Here is a 15,512-nt window from a genome sequence, read left to right as displayed (position 1 = left end):
TCTGGCTCTGAGCCGGGGGCCCTGGAAAGCAGTATTGAGCGACTGGCTCACCCTTTGGGGTGAAGACCGATGGCAGCGGGAACCGCATATTCCGTGCTGGTCTTTGCTCAATCCAAGGGAATGTCATGCTGTTTTCCAATGCACGATCTGTTTTTGCCCCAGTGGCTACCTTCCGGCTCTCTGTGCTGGCTTCATCCATCCTCGCTGCTTCCTGGTCGCTGTCAGCCGCTGCAGCTCCCAACTCCTGCGCCACGTCACCGGTGACGACTTCGGTTACTGGAACGTGCTATATCGACTCCGATAACGATTCGGTCACGGTCGACAGCGGCGGCTCAATCACCGCTAACGTTAGCGGCTTCGGCGTTCGGATCGAGGGCGGCAGCCCGGGTCTTATCAGCGGGGTTACGCTGACCAACTCTGGCGCCATTGAGGGGACTGGCTCCAATGGTTACGGTGTCTATGCGACCGCGCCGTTGGGCCTGAATATCGTCAACAACAACGGTGCCAGTATCACCAGCGCTCAGTCGTTCGGCCTTGTCATCGACAATAATTCTGGCGTCAACACCAGCGCATCTATCACCAACGACGGCCTGATTTCGGGGGTGCACGGGATTAGTGTCGATGGTAGTTCGGGGGCTCGGGCGCAGCTGTCGCTGACTAACTCGGGCACGGTCCAGGGCTCGGGCGGCTGGGGTATTCAGACCGGTTTCACGGACATCTCGCTGCTTTCCAATACTGGGGTAGTGACCTCAGACAGCACACTTGCAACGGTTCATCTCAGATTTCAGTCGACGTTGAGCAACTTCGCTAACGGTTCAGCAGGGCTGATTGAAAACACCGCATCCAATGGCCGGGCGTTTTGGTCCGAGGGCAGCGATGTCGGCAGTTTTGTCAACGACGGTACCCTGCGTAATTCGTCTTCCGTGATGCCGACCGTCCACATCGTTTCCGGGACATTAGGTGGTTTGACCAACAATGGTTTGATTCGGAACCAGGGTAACGCTGAAGCGCTTTATATTGCGCCAATGGTGGCGTCTGCCGGCAGTACGGTTGTGCGTAATAACGCAGGCGCCACTATCTCCAGCCAGCAACGTGCGGTAATGATTACCAACGCGGCGGACCTGGGCAATTTCATTAACGCAGGCAGTATCATCGGCAACTTCAGCGTCGGCACCAGCAACTCGCTCAGAACGCTGACCATTGGCGGTAACGAGTCTGCGCTGTTCAATGGCATGGTGGATCTGGTCAGCACCGGTGCGGCTGGCGTTGATGGTGGTGATCTGGCGTTCGCCACTGGCAGTCGCTATGCGATGCTCGGGGATCAGCATTTTCGGGTGCGTAACTTCAACCTGGATGGCGGGACCCTCATTCTGGACCCGCGCGCGTCCAATCGCACCGTGGGGACCGCTGCAACGGTTTCGCTACCGACCATCAGCGGCAACCTGATTGGTGCCGGCGGTCAGCTGGAAGTGGTTGTGGTCAACAACACCACCTATGGGCAGCTTGCGGTTGAAGGTGATGTGGATCTGACCGATAGCAACCTGGCCGTCAACGTTCAGGCCAACGGCTTGCTCAGCGCGGGTAACCTGTTCGCCGATGTGATCTCCTCTACGGGAGCCATCACCTACGGCAATTTCAGCATCAGCGATAACTCTGCGCTGTGGGACTTCGACACGATACGCAACGCCAGCGATCTGGACCTGCGCCTGACGGCCGACGGCCAGGGTGAATCCAGCAACGCGCCCGGCAACCCGGGTGGTCCGGGCTCTCCTGGAAACACGCCCCTGCCGAACAGCGGCAACGTTATCACCGCTGCGCAAGTCAGTGGCAATACCGTGGCTCAAGGGGCCGCTCCGGTGATTCAGAGCGTTGCCGACGACTACGCGGCAAACGGCTCCACTGGCAGCTCTGAACTCGACTCCATGATTCTGGCTTTGGGTAACTACAGCACGGCGGCCGGGCTGGCCGATGGCGTGGCGACCCTAGCGCCGGCCAGTGTGCATGCTGGCCGGGAGGCTGCTCAAGCGAATCGCCGGATGCGCGAGCTGATTGGCCGCCGTGATGCCTACCTGTATGCGCTGAACCCCGAAACAGCGACAGCCGAGCCAAGCAATGTGTGGGCTCAACCCTACGGCTCGCGCGCGCGTCAGCAGCAGCGTTCCGGTGTCGAAGGCTACGACGTAGACAGCTATGGTGTGCTGCTCGGCATGGACGGCGGCCTCGATGAAGTGACCGAGTTGGGCGTCGCCTTCGGCATCGGGCGCAGCGATATCGACAGCAACATGCCGGTGGGCGGTTATGAGAGTGAGTTGAACAGTTATCAACTGCTTGGCTATCTCAACCGTGAATTGGGTAATGATGTGGTGCTAGGGCTGACGGCCGGGGTTGGGTATGGCCGGTACGAAACAGACCGGGATCTGTTTAACGGCTTGACCGCCCGTTCCGAGTACGACGCCTGGACTGCCAGCGCAGGGGCTGAGCTGAAAAAGCACTACGCGGTAAACGAGCAGTTCGATGCGGCGGTTCAGGTGGGTCTGAATTACGACTACACCGATGTTGATGGATACGCCGAGTCCGGTGCTGGCGCACTCAACCTGGATGTCGATGGCTCCGATTACCAGAGCCTCAATGTCGAAGTCGGTACCGAGCTGGCGTACGATCTTGGCGAGGGCTGGATGCTGTTTGGTCAGGCCGGTGTGAGCTACGACACGTTGGCCGAGCAGGCGAAGCTTGATGCGGTGCTGGTGGGCACTGGCGATCGGTTCGCTACCCGCGGCATTGATGCCGATGCCTGGCGCTATGATGCCGGCCTGGGTGGCAAGTACGTGGTTGATAACGGAGCCGAGCTGGCAGCGTTGTATACCGTCTCCGGCCAGAGCGGGTTTGTTGAGCAGGCTGTTACGCTGAATGCACGCATGGCATTCTGAGTGACAGGGGCCGCTCCCCTTTGGGGGGGCGGCCAATGGCGGCAAGGGAGAATGATGTAGTGGATTTGTTGATTGTTGATGATCACCGGCTGTTTGCCGATGCAATGCGGCATGTGTTCGCTGATCACCCGCAGATCGACGCCGTGCACCATGCTTCGGGCCATGACGAGGCGCTGCAGCAGATTGTGGCGCAAGCCGGAAACGAGCTGATCGTCCTGATGGACCTGAACCTGGGGGGCGAGTCAGGCGTCGATCTGAATAACCGCTTGCGCTCTCTCAACCCCGCCATGCGCACTATTTTCTGTACAGGAGAGCAGCCAGCAAACCTCTGCCTTGATGAAGCACTGCTGCGCGCCAGTTCGTTTGTATTCAAAACCGATGCGCTGGCTGATATCCGCGCCTGCATGGACTGCGTGCTGGACGGAGGGCGTTATCAGTCCGCTAGCCTTCGCGGCGTTCAGTCGGTCGTCGCCGAAACGCTCAAGCTGAGCGAGCGTGAGGGTGACGTGGCGAGATTATTGATGCAGGGGTTACGCAATGCCGAGATTGCAGCCCAGTTGGGGGTTACCGACAACACGGTAAAAACCCACCTCAAGAGCATTTACTCCAAGCTCGGCGCTCGCAACCGAGCCGATTGTCTGCTGCTACTGGAGAAGCTCCGCTTCCTGGACTGACTCCAGTATCCCCGGTGCATGGTGCAGCGGGATCAGTAGTGTGGTTTGCCAACTGCCTTTATCGCGGTACACCCTGAGCCGTGCACTGATGGCGCGACACATGTGTTCGATCATGATCAGTCCGTAGCCCTGCAAAGGGTGGTTCTGCCGGTTTTCGGCTCCCGTCTCTGCTGTCTCGCCCGCGCTGAAGTGCAGCTGGTAGTGATGCGTGTCTGTGCTTGTTGCGATGTGCAGGCCCTGGATTGGGGCATGGTGAACATAATTGTAGAGAATGTTCTCAATGATGCGGGCAAGCGCAAAGGCATCAGAGGTCAGTATCGCCGCCTGGTAGTTGGAGCTGATTGCCGTTTCGGGCTTGACCGTCCTGACGTCCTGTACAACCTTGGCAAGCAGGTCTGCCGGGTTGAATCGGGAGAGCCGCAGTACCTCGTCCTGTTCTTTTAGGCTCACCATGCTCAAGGCGTCGTGCAGGCCGTTCAGGGCAACCTCTGTCGCGTTCAGCGCATTGCGCGCAGCGCTGTTGTCCTGCTGCTTTTCGGCCAGCACCTCCAGATACAGCTTGGCGCTGGCCATCGGCTGACGCAGGTCGTGGCCAATGGCGGCGATCAGGTAGTCCTTTTCCAGGTTGGATGACTTCATCTTCTGAAACATGGTGCCAAGCTCAACTGACTTGATGATCAGCGCGACCTGATTTTTATGGGTTAGCAGGCTGAACAGGCTGAGCGCAGCCCAGGCCATGCAGCATAGATACACCTGTGGATGCGCCAGTCCGGTCTGCAGTTGAATGTTGTATCCCAGTGACAGGAACACCGGGGTGAGAAAGGTGATGTAAATTTCCGGATAGCACCCCATGCTGATCGAGGGCATTGCGGAAATGATCACCAGCGCCAGCAATGCGATAGACAGCGTTTGCTGTGACGCGTCGGACAAAAAGACGAATGGCATGTAAGCCCAGAAGCAGCCCCAGAGAACTGACAGCAGCATGTTGACGCGATGCCATTGACGGATTGAAGGCAGCGATGTGTTGGTGGCAGTCTTGATCTTGCGTAGCGCCAGCCAGGAGCAAATGACGACGACCAGCAGGCTGGCAAACCACATGCCGCGCTGGCCGCTGCTGGCCGCGTTCTGGAAGAACAGTCCGAACAGAACAGCGGCAAGGGCCGAGGCGATCATCCTTGACCAGACTTCGTCGACGAACAGGGTGAAGCGTTGCTGCTCGATGATGTCGGCCTGGGGGTGATTATGAATAAGTCTGGACAGCATCAACAGGTGAACTCAGACGGGCGACCAGTCCATGTTAGAGCCTTGTTATAGCCCGTGCCAAGGCTTGTGGCCATCAGCTTGCCAGCGCTGTTCGCATTCTCACCGGGTCGATGAGGCAACCAGCTGACGCGGCGGACGCCAGAGTTTTATGCGGCATGCCTTGTTTAATCCCGCTGGGGGCATGCGCTCAAAGCCCCCCGTGGGTCAGTTTCGCCGGGTCCAGCAGGCGGGTCAGTTCGTCTCGACTGAGATCGGTGTTTTCCGCGGCGACATCAACAATCGGTCGACCTTCCTTGTAGGCTTGTTTGGCGATTTCGGCGGCTTTCTGGTAGCCGATGATCGGGTTCAGGGCGGTCACCAGTATCGGGTTGCGCGCCAGTGCCTGTTGCAGTCGGTCCTCGCGCACGGTAAAGCTGGCTATGGCCTTGTCGGCCAGCAGGCGAGTGACGTTGCTCAACAGGTGCAGGCTCTCCAGCAGGTTGCGGGCGACCAGTGGCAGCATGACGTTCAGCTCGAAATTGCCGGACTGGCCGGCGAGGGTGATGGTGGCGTCGTTGCCGATGACCTGGGCGGCGGCCATGGCGGCGGCTTCCGGTATCACCGGGTTGACCTTGCCCGGCATGATCGAGGAGCCGGGTTGCAGTGCCTCCAGTTCGATTTCGCCAAGCCCGGCCAGTGGCCCTGAGTTCATCCAGCGCAGGTCGTTGGCGATCTTGGTGATGCTGACGGCCAGGGTTTTCAGTTGCCCGGACAGGGCAACGGCGATGTCCTGCGAGCCGATGTGGGTGAAGAAATTGGCTGCCGGGGTAAAGGTTACGCCGGTGCTGGCGCTCAGTGCGCGGCAGAAGTGCTCGGCGAACGCGGGGTGGGCGTTGACGCCGGTGCCGACCGCGGTGCCGCCCTGGGCAAGACTGTGCAGCATGGGTTGCAGCTGCTCCAGGCGCTGGCGGTTACCTTCGATCTGATCGGTCCAGGTGTCGAGACTCTGGCTCAGGCGCACCGGCATGGCGTCCATCAGATGGGTGCGGCCGGTTTTGACATGGTGCTCAACGGTGCGTGCCTTGGCTCGGGTGACCTGCTCGAAATGCTGCAGTGCAGGCAGCAGGTCTTCATGCAGGGCCAGCGCGGCGCTGATGTGGATGCTGGAGGGGATGGTGTCGTTGCTGCTTTGGCTGCAGTTGACGTGATCGTTCGGGTTGATGGTCTGGCCGCTGTGGCGGCTGGCCAAGGTGGCGAGCACTTCGTTGGCGTTCATGTTGGAACTGGTGCCGGAGCCGGTCTGAAACACATCGACCGGAAAGTGCTGCATGTAATCGTCGGTAGTCAGCAGGTCGTCAACGGCATGGCAGATGGCTTTGGCCATTGGCGTGGGCAACTGGTCCAGTTCGGCGTTGGCATTGGCCGCTGCGCGCTTGGCCAGCAGCAGAGCGCGAATAAAGCGCTTGGGCATGGGTTGGCCGCTGACCGGGAAGTTGTTGACGGCGCGCTGGGTTTGGGCGGCATAGAGGGCGTCGCCCGGTACCTGCAACTCACCCATGCTGTCTCGTTCAATACGGCTGGTGCTCATCTGCGCTACTCCCTGATCGGCTGAAACGGCTGTCTGCTTCCATGGTCAGACCACGGAAGCAGACAGGTGTTCAGCATAGCGCGTGTACGCAGCCGATGGCTGCGCGTCAGCTGGCGGCGCGCAGGGCCTGAGCCGCGGCGACCATGTTGCGCAGCGCCGGGGTCACTTCAGGCCACTGGCGGGTCTTGAGGCCGCAGTCCGGATTGACCCACAGGCGCTCGGCAGGCACGCGCTCGGCCGCCTTGCGCATCAGTTCGACCATCTGCGCCTGATCGGGAATGTTCGGCGAGTGGATGTCATACACGCCGGGTCCGATCTCGTTGGGATACTGGAAGTGATCGAAAGCATCCAGTAGCTCCATGTCAGAGCGTGAGGTCTCGATGGTGATCACATCGGCATCCATGTTAGCGATGGCCTGCATAATGTCGTTGAACTCCGAGTAGCACATGTGGGTGTGGATCTGGGTTTCATCCGCGACGCCGTTGGCGGTGATGCGGAAGCTCTCCACCGCCCAGTCCAGATAGTCTTTCCACTCACTCTGGCGCAACGGCAGACCTTCGCGCAGAGCGGCTTCGTCGATCTGAATGACGCTGATGCCGGCCTTCTCCAGGTCTAGTACCTCGCCGCGCATGGCCAGGGCCAGTTGCCGGCAGGAGTCGGCGCGGGGCTGGTCGTCGCGCACGAAGGACCAGTTGAGGATGGTCACCGGGCCGGTCAGCATGCCCTTCATCGGCTTGTTGGTCAGTGACTGGGCGTAGCGGCTCCACTCGACCGTGATGGGGGTGGGGCGGCTGATATCGCCGAACAGAATCGGTGGTTTGACGCAGCGCGAGCCGTACGACTGCACCCAGCCAAAGCGGCTGAAAGCATAGCCTTCGAGTTGCTCGCCAAAGTATTCAACCATGTCGTTGCGTTCGGGCTCGCCGTGCACCAGCACGTCCAGCTCCAGTGCTTCCTGCTCGCGCACGCAGTGGGCGATTTCGGCTTCCATCGCCTTGCGGTAGTCGACGGCACTCAGCTCACCTGCCTTGAACTGACGGCGCGCCTGGCGAATCTCGGCCGTCTGCGGAAAGGAGCCGATGGTGGTGGTCGGGTAGGCGGGCAATTGCAGGCGCGCCGCCTGCACTGCAGCGCGGGCGGCGTAGGGGCTGCGGCGCTCACCCAGCGCCGGCTTCAGCGCAGCGACGGCGTCACGCACCGCCGGGTTGTGCACCCGCGGCGAAGTGCGGCGGCTTTCGAGAGCCTGCCGGTTTTCAGCAAGCTCGGCTGTAACGCTGTCTCTGCCGCTGCGCAGTGCGCGGCCCAGCACACGGAGTTCGTCGAGCTTCTGCACGGCGAAGGCCAGCCAGCTGCGCACGTCTGCGTCGAGCTGATCCTCGCTGTTCAGGTCAACCGGAACATGCAGTAGCGAGCAGGAGGGTGCCAGCCACAGGCGATCACCCAGCTGCGCGGCCAATGGTTCCAGCCAGTCGAGTAGTGCGGTCAGGTCGCTCTTCCAGATATTGCGGCCATTGATCACTCCGAGGGAAATGACCCGGTCTGACGGCAGGCGTTCGATCAGTTCAGCCACCTCGTTGCGGGCGTTGATGCAGTCCAGGTGCACCCCGGCGACCGGCAAGCGGGCCACCAGTGGCAGGTTGTCCTGCAGTTGGCCGAAATAGCTGGTCAGCAGCAGTTTGACTTCGCTGTTTCGCAGGGTGGCGTAGCTGTATTCCAGCGCAGCCTGCTGGGTCTCGCTGAGGTCGGTCACCAGAATCGGCTCGTCGATCTGCACCCACTCCACGCCTTGTTGCGCCAGCGCTTCCAGCAGCTCGGCGTAAACCGGCAGCAGTTGCTCAAGCAGTGCCAGGGGGTTGCTGTCGTCCTTAACCTTGCCCAGGCTCAGGTAGGTGACCGGGCCGATGATCACCGGTTTGGCCTTGATGCCGGCGGTGCGGGCTTCACTCAACTGATCCAGCAAGCGCCGTGGGTTGAGGGTAAAGCAGGTGTCTGCGGTAAATTCCGGCACGATGTAGTGATAGTTGGTATCAAACCACTTGGTCATCTCGCCCGCAGCGACGCCGCCGCAGCATTCGGCGTGCGCCTGGGCGGAGCGGCCGCGGGCAACGCGGAAGTAGTTGTCCAGCTCGTCTCCGGCGAAGCCTTGCACCCGGGCTGGCAGATTGCCCAAGGTAAAGCTCATGTCGAGCATCTGGTCATAGAAGGAGAAATCGCCGACCGGAATCAGGTCGAGCCCTTGCTGGGCTTGCCAGTGGCGCTGGCGCAGTTCGGCGCCGGTTTGCAGCAGCTCGTCGCGGGAGCGCTCGCCTTTCCAGTATCCCTCCAGCGCGAATTTAAGCTCGCGGCGGGCGCCGATGCGCGGAAAGCCGAGATTGTGAATGCGTGTCATGGATTGCCTCTGTGTCTCTTCGAATGGGAACAGGGGCATGCTAGGTGGGATTTACTATTAGTGTAATTGTTGAATATTCAGGTTTGAATTAATTTTTCTCACATTGAGTGTCTCCCCCGGATTGCCCGGGGGAGTTGCCCAGATCAGAAGCGATACTTGGCCGTTGCTGTCACGCTACGTGGAGCGCCGTAGGTGATGGCACCGAAGGCTTCGAAGATATCGAAGTATTTCTCGTCGGTGAGGTTGTTAACGTTGAGCTGACCGGACAGATTGTCGGTGATGTCATAGCGGGCCATGAGGTTGACCAGCGCGTAGGCATCCTGCTCGATTTTCTCCTGCTGATCGTCCGGGTTGGTTGCATAGGTATAAATGCTGTCTTGCCAGTTGACGCCGCCACCAACCGTCAGGCGGCTCCATTCGCCCGGGAACTGATAGGTTGTGAACGAGCGCAGCAGCTTGGTCGGGAAGCGGGTGTTGGTTGCGTCGCCTTCAGCGTCCTCGACCTTGAATTGGGTGTAGCCCGCGCCGACATTCCAGCCCGCAGCCAGCTCGCCGTTGACTTCCAGCTCAAAGCCTTTACTGGTGGCCTCGCTCGCGACGTAGGCGCTCTCAACTGTGCCGGGGATGAACTGACCGGTCTTGACCGCCAGATTATCCTGCTCAATATGGAAGACCGCCACCGAGGCGTTCAGGCGGCCGTCGTAAAACTCGCCCTTCAGACCGGCTTCGTAGCTTTTGCCGATGATCGGTACGATTTGCTGCCCGTTCATGTCGCGCTCGCTTTGCGGCTGGAAAATATCCGTATAGCTGGCGTACACCGACAGGGTGTCGTTCAGGTCATAGATAACGCCGGCGTAGGGCGTCAGCTCGTGGCCAACGTCGGTCCGGGTTGGGTCTGAGTAGATGTCATCTGACGTTTTCTTGTAGGTGCTGTCGCGGGCACCGAGGATGACCTTGAGGTCGTCAGCGATGTTCAGGCGCACGGCAGCGTAGGCGCCGGTTTGGGTCAGATCGCCGTAGCCGTAGGTTGTCAGGTCGCCCCAGACAGGTGCCGGGAAGTTGCCTTCGTAACTGTCGAAGTCCGGGATGCCACCCCAGCCGGTGCTGGCAATCCGAGTGTCGGCGTCGAATTCCTGCTCACTGTGGATGTAGCCGAATGCCAGTTCATGCTCGCGGCCGAAGAGCGAGAACGGTCCGTTCATGCGGGCGCTGTAGTCCTCTTGCACCGTACGGGTCTTGTACATCCCAGGATAGGTGTTGATGGGGGCTGATCCGGGCTGGCTGGCGTAGGTGTAAACATAGAACAGGTAGGATTCGCTTTCCCGCTCACCGCGGCTATAGCTGAGGTTCAACTGCCAGTCGTTGGCAAAGTAGTGATCCAGATTGACGAAGCGGGTCTCGTAGCTACTGTCCCACCAGCTCCATTTGGCCGAGGTCGTCTTCGAGCGGTTCCAGTCGGTTTTGCTGCCATCGTGGTACCAGTAAGCCAGGCCACCCCACATCGGCGAGTTAGACTTGTTCTCCTGATGGCTCATGCCAAACCACAGGGTAGTGTCTGGCGTCAGGTCGATATCCATGGTGCCGTACAGCGTGGAGTTCTCGTTGCTGTGCAAATCAATCCAGCTGTCGCCATCGTTGTACTCGCCGACAAGGCGAGCGCGAACGGTTCCAGCATCGTTCAGGGCGAAGGAAACGTCGCCCAGCGCGCCATAGGTATCCCAGGTGCCGCCACTGACAGACAGCGAACCGGTTGGTACGGTGCTGCTGGCGCGTTTGCGCACCATGTTGATTGACGCCGACGGGTCGCCAGACCCACTCATCAAGCCGTTTGCACCCCGGACCACCTCGACGCGGTCATACATGGCGAGGCTGCTGAAAATCTCGCCTGAACTCCACGGCTGCTCCCAAATGGTTGGAACGCCGTCAATCATCAGAGCGTTGATGTTGAAGCCGCGGGCGTTGAACTGGGCGCGACTGGTTTCGTAACGGTTGACCGAAATGCCGACGGTGTTGTTGACCACGTCTAGGATCGTCCCCAGATCCTGATCTTCGATCTTCTGTTGGGTGACGACGGTTACCGATTGCGGGGTCTCACGCGGCGACAGGCTCAGCGGAGTGGCGGTACGAGCTGCATCAGTCGTGTAGGCGCTGGTGCCCTCGGTAGTGGCGCTGCGCTCACCTTGGCCGGTGACGCTGATTGGTGCGAGCAGCATCTCCTCTTCGCTCGCGCTCTGGGCTGCAGCCGGCACGGCGGCAAGAACTGATCCGGCGGTCAGCAGGTGAATGGCCAGCGTCAGTGGACTGAGTCGGTTGCGTGTTTTTTCCCGGGGCAGGGCTATGGTTGGCATCTACATCGCTCCAAATTAATGCTTGTGATTATGAGAATCGTTCGCATTGTATTGATGTGGAGCAAGGAACGCAAAGGGGGATTTAGTGTATGGCGTTGTGGGTAGAGTGACGCTGGCGGGGTGCCGCAGGCGCACCAGGGCGCCCGCGTTTCGGGGGTTATTGCGGTTGTTGTTGTTGTTGTTGTTGCAGGGCGCTTCGGCTCCAGTCGAGCAACTGGCGGGCGAGGGTGTCGGCGGCCTCACCTAAGCCGCTGACGACGCCGGGTACGGCGGTATCGGTCAGCGCCTGGCTGACCCGGAAGTGACGGCTGGCAATCACCTGGCGGGAGCCCGGGTCGACCAGCTTGGCGTCCAGTTCGATGACGGCGCTGGCATGGCCGTTTTGATAGAGCGTCTGGAACTGGCGCAGATCGCTGAACAGCTGAACATCGGTCTGCAGTGCATGAACTTCGGTGCTGACGCTGGCAAAGCTGCCGTTCTGCTGGAATGCCTGTACCAGATGCTCGCGCAACAGGATCGGATTGGGGTCGGTCCAGCGCGCGCCCCGGTAGCTGTTGATGGTGTTGCCTTCGGGCGTCACCATGATACGCGGTGTTTGCAGGACGTAGCTGGCTGCGGGCGTGATAATGCGCAGCGATAGTGCCAGTGGCGCCTCGGTGCTGGCGCTGAAGTGCGGGGCCGGCAACTGATAGGTCGTGACCGGCTCGGTCTTGGGCAGTACGCTGCAGGCGCTGAGCAGCGTCAGTCCGAGCAGCGCCGGGATCAGTCTGGTGCGGGTCATGGTGTGAACTCCTGTTGCGCTTCGCCACCGAGCAGGAAGCGGGCTGGGTCATCCTGCAGGCGGCGGCTGAGGCGACGCAGATCAGCCAGGGTGGTGCGCAGCTCGTTCAGCGCGGGATCAAGCTGGCCGAGCCCCTGCGCGCCGCTGCTCAGTGCGTAGCGGTTTTCGCTGAGCACCTGCTCCAACTGATCACTGGTTCTGGCAATCGAGGCCATGGCGGTGCGCGCGCTGTGAAGGGTGTCGGCACCATCATTGCTCATGAGCTGGTCGGCGCGGGCGATCATCTGGTTACTGCGCTCCAGCGTTTCGGTTGCGGCCTGGCTGGTGGCGCGCAGTTCTGCCAGCAGCTGCTGCACGTTGCCGTCGGGGTCGGCAATGCTGTGGGTCGCCTGATTGAGACCTTCAAGCGTCATGCTGAAGCTGTTGACGTTTTCCTCGGACAACACCTTGCGGGCGCTGACAATCAACTTGTTGATGTTGGTCATCAGGTCTTCGCCGTTGGCGAGCAGCGCGGAAATTGGCGAAGGAATGGCCTGGATTACCGGGTCCTCACCTTTGGGGGCTGTCAATCGCGGGCTGTCAGGATCGTTGTGTGTCAGCTCGATAACCGAGGTTCCGGTGATGCCGGTGAATGACAGTCGTGCCTTGGTTGCCTGGGTGATCGGGACAGTTGAGTCGATGCGGATGCGTGCGCGGACAATGCGTGGGTCCTCTGCATCGAGCCCCAGCTCGGTGATCTCACCGATGCGGATACCGCTGAATTGCACTGCGCTACCGCGCGACAGACCCGTGACCGACTGCTTGAAGACGACGGTGTAATAACGTTGATCGTTTGCGGTACTGGTGCTGCTGAGCCAGATCGCAAAGACGATGGCTGCCAGTGCCGATAGCACGGTAAACAGGCCGATCAACACATGGTTGGCACGTGTTTCCATGGGTCTCTACTCTCCTGCTGCAGGGTGTTGGTACGCGGCGGCGCGCCCGCGCGGACCGTGGAAATAGTCTTGTACCCAGGTATCGTCGGTTTGGGCAACGCGCTCCAGTGTGTCGGCGACCAGTACACGTTTCTGCGACAGCACGGCGACCCGGTCACAGATGGCGTACAGGGTATCGAGGTCGTGGGTAACCAGAAACACACTCAGTCCCAGCGCGTCGCACAGGGTGCGAATCAACTGGTCAAACGCCGCTGCGCCAATCGGGTCGAGGCCGGCGGTGGGTTCGTCGAGAAACAGAATGTCCGGGTCCAATGCCAGTGCACGGGCCAATGCGGCGCGCTTTACCATGCCCCCGGACAGCATTGATGGGTACTTGTCCGCAGCTTCCGGCGGCAGACCGGTTAGCATCACTTTCATTCGGGCCAGGTGGTTGGCGTCGCGGCGGCTCAGGCCAATATGCTCAATCAGCGGCAGGGCGATGTTTTCTGCCACGGTCAGCGAAGAGAAGAGTGCGCCGGACTGAAACAGCACGCCGAAGCGGCGTTCCTGCAGTGAGCGTTCTTCCTCTGATAGTGTTTGCAGATCCTGACCAAATACTTTGACCGAACCGGCATTTGGACGGCGCAGACCGACGATCGACCGTAACAGTACCGACTTGCCGGTGCCGGAACCGCCCACCACGCCGAGCACTTCCCGCGGCATGATGTCGAGGTCGAGGTTGTCGTGTACGGTCTGTTTGCCGAAGCGATTGACCAGACCGCGCACCTCAACGATGGGCTTGGCTACGGTTGTGTTCACCATCCCATCTCCATGTAGAACAGGGCGGCCAGCGCATCGACCAGAATCACCACGAAGATGCACTGGACCACGCTGGAGGTGGTGTGTTCTCCGACCGATTCGGCGCTCCCCGAGACCTTGAAGCCCTCAAGACAGCCAATGATGGCTACCAGAAAGGCAAATACCGGTGCTTTGGCCATGCCCAGCAGGAAGTGCTGCACACCGACATCGTCGTGCAGCAGGTTGAGGAACATGACCGGTGATATATCCAGGCTGAAGGCGCAGACCATGGCACCGCCCAGCAGCCCCGAGAGCATGGCGATAAAGGTCAGCGCCGGCAGGGTAATCAGCAGGGCGATGACCCGCGGCAGCACCAGCAACTCAAGCGGGTTGAGACCCAGGGCGCGGATGGCGTCGATTTCTTCGTTCGACTTCATCGAGCCGATTTGTGCGGTGAACGCGCTGGCGGTGCGGCCGGCCATAAGAATGGCGGTCAACAGCACACCGAATTCACGCAGGAAGGAAAACGCAACCAGATCCACCGTGTAGATGCTGGCGCCGAAGGTTTGCAGCACGGTGGCACCGAGGAAGGCGATGACCGCCCCGACCATGAAGGTCAGCAGGGCGACAATCGGCACAGCGTTCAGGCCGGTCTGCTCGATCTGTGCGGCAATCGCTGTGGGGCGCCAGCTGCGTGGTCGGAACAGGCCGCTGACCAGGCCACTCAGGGTTAGGCCGATAAAGCCGAGCAGGTCGATCACATTGGCTGCGTGCTGAGCCATGCTGACGCCAATATGTTCCAGCTGGTCGCGGATCGGATTACCGGGCTGGGGCTCCGGATCTGGCCCTTGCTCGCAGGTGCTGGCTATGCGAGCGAGCAGGGTACGGCGTTCGTCAGGCAGGCCGCTGCTGCTGGCCAGTATCTGTTGTAGCCGCTCCGCCCCGAGCAGGTCATTGATTAACTGCCCGCCAGCGGTGTCGACACGGCTGAGCTGGCTGAGATCAATGTTGCTTACCTGCGCACTATCGGCCGGCAGGCTACCGATCAACTGGCGCAGCTCGGCGTAATTGTCGAGGGTCCAGTCACCCTGCAGAAGCAGCGTGTCCTGCTGTGCGTCGGGCAGGCGAAGGTAAGGAGAAGTATCGGGCATGGGGATCGCCTGCGCCGAGAAGCGGCGCAGGCTGCTGGATCAGGACTTGCGCTTGAGGCCGAAGTCCTCGGAAAGGGTGCCGGGGCCCGCGGCGTCTTTGGGAGCGTAGTCGCGTGGTGGCTCCAGCGAGTCGAATGCCGGCTCGGCCTGCTGGCGAGAGGAACTGTGCACGATGCCGGCATCCTGATCCAGTGCTGCGAGCAGGCGCTGGCGTGTCATGTCGTCCGGGGCCAACTCAACGGCACCATGGGTCAGGTGTTCCTGAATGTCCTGATAGCTGCGGTTCAGGCGGCTGGCCAGGGTGGCGGTAGTCTTGAAGTGGGCGGCCACTTCCTGTTGATACTCTTCAAAGCGCAGCTGCAGACTCTCAAGCTGGGCTTGAGCGCTGGCATTACTGCCTCCGCTGACGCGTCTGGATACCTGAGCCAGCACGATGCCGACAACGACGCCCACTGCCAATGCAATGGCTGCTGCAATCCACAGGTTTTCGCTTGCTTCCACCTTGGGTCCCTCATCTTTAGGTTGGTGCTATCAGTCCAGCGGGTGCTGCCTGTCCGAACCATGTAGTAACGGTAACGACATTTGCCGGCCAAGGCTAGGGCATTTGCACCTAATCGATGGTGGGGTGCGGGCAACTTGTCAGTGTCGTCAGGCAGGGTTCAGAATATGGCGTTTGAGTGTCGCAGCGCCCTCTGGTTCC

The 15,512-nt window shown here is 60.6% G+C and carries 11 protein-coding genes; 2 read left to right on the top strand and 9 right to left on the bottom strand.

Translation table 11 applies throughout. The features are described from left to right. Positions 1-125 precede the first annotated feature (125 nt). Both C1949_RS05530 and C1949_RS05525 read left to right on the top strand, forming a co-directional pair. Positions 126-2,927: an autotransporter family protein gene (locus C1949_RS05530; RefSeq protein WP_104737464.1), complete on the top strand. Its 2,802-nt coding sequence runs from the start codon at positions 126-128 to the stop codon at positions 2,925-2,927. A gap of 59 nt (positions 2,928-2,986) precedes the next feature. Next, positions 2,987-3,601, top strand: a complete 615-nt coding sequence (locus tag C1949_RS05525; RefSeq protein WP_170063005.1) for a response regulator transcription factor — start codon at positions 2,987-2,989, stop codon at positions 3,599-3,601. On the opposite strand, the gene C1949_RS05520 is transcribed toward C1949_RS05525, so the two are convergent. The 9 genes from C1949_RS05520 to C1949_RS05480 form a co-directional block, all read right to left on the bottom strand. After that, positions 3,572-4,864, bottom strand: a complete 1,293-nt coding sequence (locus C1949_RS05520; protein WP_104737462.1) for a sensor histidine kinase — start codon at positions 4,862-4,864, stop codon at positions 3,572-3,574. The two genes, C1949_RS05525 and C1949_RS05520, sit on opposite strands and share 30 nt — an antisense overlap. A gap of 187 nt (positions 4,865-5,051) precedes the next feature. Next, complete coding sequence (locus C1949_RS05515) at positions 5,052-6,431, bottom strand: class II fumarate hydratase (protein ID WP_104737461.1); 1,380 nt, start codon at positions 6,429-6,431, stop codon at positions 5,052-5,054. A 106-nt stretch (positions 6,432-6,537) separates the two neighbouring features. After that, the gene (gene metE / locus C1949_RS05510; protein WP_104737460.1) at positions 6,538-8,820 is read right to left on the bottom strand and encodes a 5-methyltetrahydropteroyltriglutamate--homocysteine S-methyltransferase; all 2,283 of its coding nucleotides are present in this window, start codon (positions 8,818-8,820) and stop codon (positions 6,538-6,540) included. A 143-nt stretch (positions 8,821-8,963) separates the two neighbouring features. Further along, positions 8,964-11,168 (bottom strand): TonB-dependent siderophore receptor, encoded by a 2,205-nt coding sequence (locus tag C1949_RS05505; RefSeq protein ID WP_104737459.1) that lies wholly within the window; start codon positions 11,166-11,168, stop codon positions 8,964-8,966. A gap of 157 nt (positions 11,169-11,325) precedes the next feature. After that, positions 11,326-11,949 carry an ABC-type transport auxiliary lipoprotein family protein gene (locus C1949_RS05500; RefSeq protein ID WP_104737458.1) on the bottom strand — a complete coding sequence of 208 codons (624 nt, stop codon included), beginning with the start codon at positions 11,947-11,949 and terminating at the stop codon, positions 11,326-11,328. Beyond that, the gene (locus tag C1949_RS05495; RefSeq protein ID WP_104737457.1) at positions 11,946-12,884 is read right to left on the bottom strand and encodes an MlaD family protein; all 939 of its coding nucleotides are present in this window, start codon (positions 12,882-12,884) and stop codon (positions 11,946-11,948) included. Before C1949_RS05495 ends, C1949_RS05500 begins: the two co-directional genes overlap by 4 nt. Positions 12,885-12,890: 6 nt before the next feature. Further along, positions 12,891-13,682, bottom strand: coding sequence for an ABC transporter ATP-binding protein (locus tag C1949_RS05490; protein WP_229744293.1), 792 nt, complete (start codon positions 13,680-13,682; stop codon positions 12,891-12,893). Beyond that, positions 13,679-14,812: an ABC transporter permease gene (locus C1949_RS05485; RefSeq protein WP_104737455.1), complete on the bottom strand. Its 1,134-nt coding sequence runs from the start codon at positions 14,810-14,812 to the stop codon at positions 13,679-13,681. Before C1949_RS05485 ends, C1949_RS05490 begins: the two co-directional genes overlap by 4 nt. A gap of 39 nt (positions 14,813-14,851) precedes the next feature. Beyond that, a complete protein-coding gene (locus tag C1949_RS05480) occupies positions 14,852-15,313 on the bottom strand; it encodes a Z-ring associated ZapG family protein (RefSeq protein WP_104737454.1) in 462 nt (153 codons plus the stop codon). Between the last annotated feature and the right edge of the window lie 199 nt (positions 15,314-15,512).

Origin of the sequence: Halopseudomonas oceani (genome assembly GCF_002903165.1) — a bacterium.
Taxonomy (GTDB): domain Bacteria; phylum Pseudomonadota; class Gammaproteobacteria; order Pseudomonadales; family Pseudomonadaceae; genus Halopseudomonas; species Halopseudomonas oceani.
This window is presented reverse-complemented; position numbering and strand designations above follow the sequence as displayed.

Bases quoted from the DNA above. Each gene is read 5' to 3' on its own strand.
- C1949_RS05520 (WP_104737462.1), bottom strand. From the start codon at position 4,864: ATGCTGTCCAGACTTATTCATAATCACCCCCAGGCCGACATCATCGAG.
- C1949_RS05495 (WP_104737457.1), bottom strand. From the start codon at position 12,884: ATGGAAACACGTGCCAACCATGTGTTGATCGGCCTGTTTACCGTGCTA.
- C1949_RS05505 (WP_104737459.1), bottom strand. From the start codon at position 11,168: ATGCCAACCATAGCCCTGCCCCGGGAAAAAACACGCAACCGACTCAGT.
- metE (WP_104737460.1), bottom strand. From the start codon at position 8,820: ATGACACGCATTCACAATCTCGGCTTTCCGCGCATCGGCGCCCGCCGC.
- C1949_RS05485 (WP_104737455.1), bottom strand. From the start codon at position 14,812: ATGCCCGATACTTCTCCTTACCTTCGCCTGCCCGACGCACAGCAGGAC.
- C1949_RS05515 (WP_104737461.1), bottom strand. From the start codon at position 6,431: ATGAGCACCAGCCGTATTGAACGAGACAGCATGGGTGAGTTGCAGGTA.
- C1949_RS05530 (WP_104737464.1), top strand. From the start codon at position 126: ATGCTGTTTTCCAATGCACGATCTGTTTTTGCCCCAGTGGCTACCTTC.
- C1949_RS05500 (WP_104737458.1), bottom strand. From the start codon at position 11,949: ATGACCCGCACCAGACTGATCCCGGCGCTGCTCGGACTGACGCTGCTC.